This window comes from Pleionea sp. WD8-19 (assembly GCF_055326765.1).
Map to the genome: position 1 here is coordinate 1 of NZ_JBUZOU010000041.1, position 2,500 is coordinate 2,500.

Annotated in this window: 2 rRNA genes (1 of these 2 cut by a window edge); both read right to left on the reverse strand. The window is 51.6% G+C overall.

Annotated elements, in window-relative coordinates:
• Positions 1-97: 97 nt before the first annotated feature.
• Positions 98-213, reverse strand: a 5S ribosomal RNA gene (gene rrf, locus ACTUJY_RS20790).
• A gap of 151 nt (positions 214-364) precedes the next feature.
• Positions 365-2,500: ribosomal RNA gene (locus tag ACTUJY_RS20795) — 23S ribosomal RNA — on the reverse strand (it continues 753 nt past the right edge of the window).

The following is a 2,500-nucleotide window of genomic DNA, read 5'->3' on the forward strand; positions in this document are numbered from 1 at the left end:
CATCGCTTTTTAATGTGGTTGCCAACTCATTTGGTGCTTTTGTTTCAGGCAACAAAAAAGGCTTACCCTTACGGATAAGCCTTTCGTTGAATTAAATGCCTGGCGATGACCTACTCTCACATGGGGAGACCCCACACTACCATCGGCGCTGAACGTTTTCACTTCTGAGTTCGAGATGGGATCAGGTGGTGCCCGTTCGCAATGGTCACCAGGCAAAACTGGTTGATATTTCAGAGACCGATTCCTCAGTCACTGTCTTCAATTCGGTTAATTTGATTACTTATTTAATTCGTCACACAATCGTCTAGCGATGTCACTTGTTACGAGTCTCAGTTTTGTTTCATACAAACCCTTTGGGTGTTATATGGTCAAGCCTCACGAGCAATTAGTACAGGTTAGCTTAATGCCTCACAACACTTCCACATCCTGCCTATCAACGTCGTAGTCTTCAACGGCTCTTTAGGAGACTTAAAGTCTCAGGGAGAACTTATCTTGAAGGGGGCTTCCCGCTTAGATGCTTTCAGCGGTTATCCTGTCCGAACATAGCTACCCGGCAATGCCACTGGCGTGACAACCGGAACACCAGAGGTTCGTCCACTCCGGTCCTCTCGTACTAGGAGCAGCTCTTCTCAATTCTCCAACGCCCACGGCAGATAGGGACCGAACTGTCTCACGACGTTCTAAACCCAGCTCGCGTACCACTTTAAATGGCGAACAGCCATACCCTTGGGACCGGCTACAGCCCCAGGATGTGATGAGCCGACATCGAGGTGCCAAACTCCCCCGTCGATATGAACTCTTGGGAGGAATCAGCCTGTTATCCCCGGAGTACCTTTTATCCGTTGAGCGATGGCCCTTCCATACAGAACCACCGGATCACTAAGACCTGCTTTCGCACCTGCTCGACGTGTCAGTCTCGCAGTCAAGCGTACTTCTACCTTTATGCTAACCGTACGATGTCCGACCGTACTTAGTACACCTTCGTACTCCTCCGTTACTCTTTGGGAGGAGACCGCCCCAGTCAAACTACCCACCACACACTGTCCTCGATCCGGATAACGGACCTGAGTTAGAACTCAAACATTACCAGGCTGGTATTTCAAGGTTGGCTCCACGACGACTGGCGTCGCCGCTTCAAAGCCTCCCAGCTATCCTACACAAGTAATGTCTAAGTCCAGTGTGAAGCTGTAGTAAAGGTTCACGGGGTCTTTCCGTCTAGCCGCGGGTACACTGCATCTTCACAGCGATTTCAATTTCACTGAGTCTCGGGTGGAGACAGTGTGGCCATCGTTACGCCATTCGTGCAGGTCGGAACTTACCCGACAAGGAATTTCGCTACCTTAGGACCGTTATAGTTACGGCCGCCGTTTACCGGGGCTTCGATCAAGAGCTTCGCCTAAGCTAACCCCATCAATTAACCTTCCGGCACCGGGCAGGCGTCACACCCTATACGTCCACTTTCGTGTTTGCAGAGTGCTATGTTTTTAATAAACAGTCGCAGCCACCTGGTTACTTCGACCACCAACAGCTTACTGAGTAAATCATTCACCGTCAGCGGCGCACCTTCTCCCGAAGTTACGGTGCTATTTTGCCTAGTTCCTTCACCCGAGTTCTCTCAAGCGCCTTGGTATTCTCTACCTGACCACCTGTGTCGGTTTGGGGTACGGTCGCTGTTAACCTGAAGCTTAGAAGTTTTTCCTGGAAGCATGGCATCGACCACTTCAGTCCCGTGGGACCTCGTCATCAGCTCTCGGCCTTAAGGGTCCGGATTTACCTAAACCCTCAGCCTACTACCTTAAACCGGGACAACCAACGCCCGGCCGGCCTAGCCTTCTCCGTCACTCCATCGCAGTTAACACCGGTACAGGAATATTAACCTGTTTCCCATCGACTACGCATTTCTGCCTCGCCTTAGGGGCCGACTCACCCTGCTCTGATTAGCATCGAACAGGAAACCTTGGTCTTCCGGCGAGGGGGTTTTTCACCCCCTTTATCGTTACTCATGTCAGCATTCGCACTTCTGATACCTCCAGCAAACCTCCCGGTTCACCTTCAACGGCTTACAGAACGCTCCTCTACCATGCAAGCAAGCTTGCATCCGCAGCTTCGGTGTATCGCTTAGCCCCGTTACATCTTCCGCGCAGGCCGACTCGACTAGTGAGCTATTACGCTTTCTTTAAAGGGTGGCTGCTTCTAAGCCAACCTCCTAGCTGTTTTAGCCTTCCCACATCGTTTCCCACTTAGCGATAACTTTGGGACCTTAGCTGGCGGTCTGGGTTGTTTCCCTTTCCACGACGGACGTTAGCACCCGCCGTGTGTCTCCCGTGATTGCACTTCTCGGTATTCGGAGTTTGCATCGGGTTGGTAAGCCGGGATGGCCCCCTAGCCGAAACAGTGCTCTACCCCCGAGAGTGAGACACGAGGCGCTACCTAAATAGCTTTCGAGGAGAACCAGATATCTCCCGGTTTGATTAGCCTTTCACTCCTAACCACAGGTCAT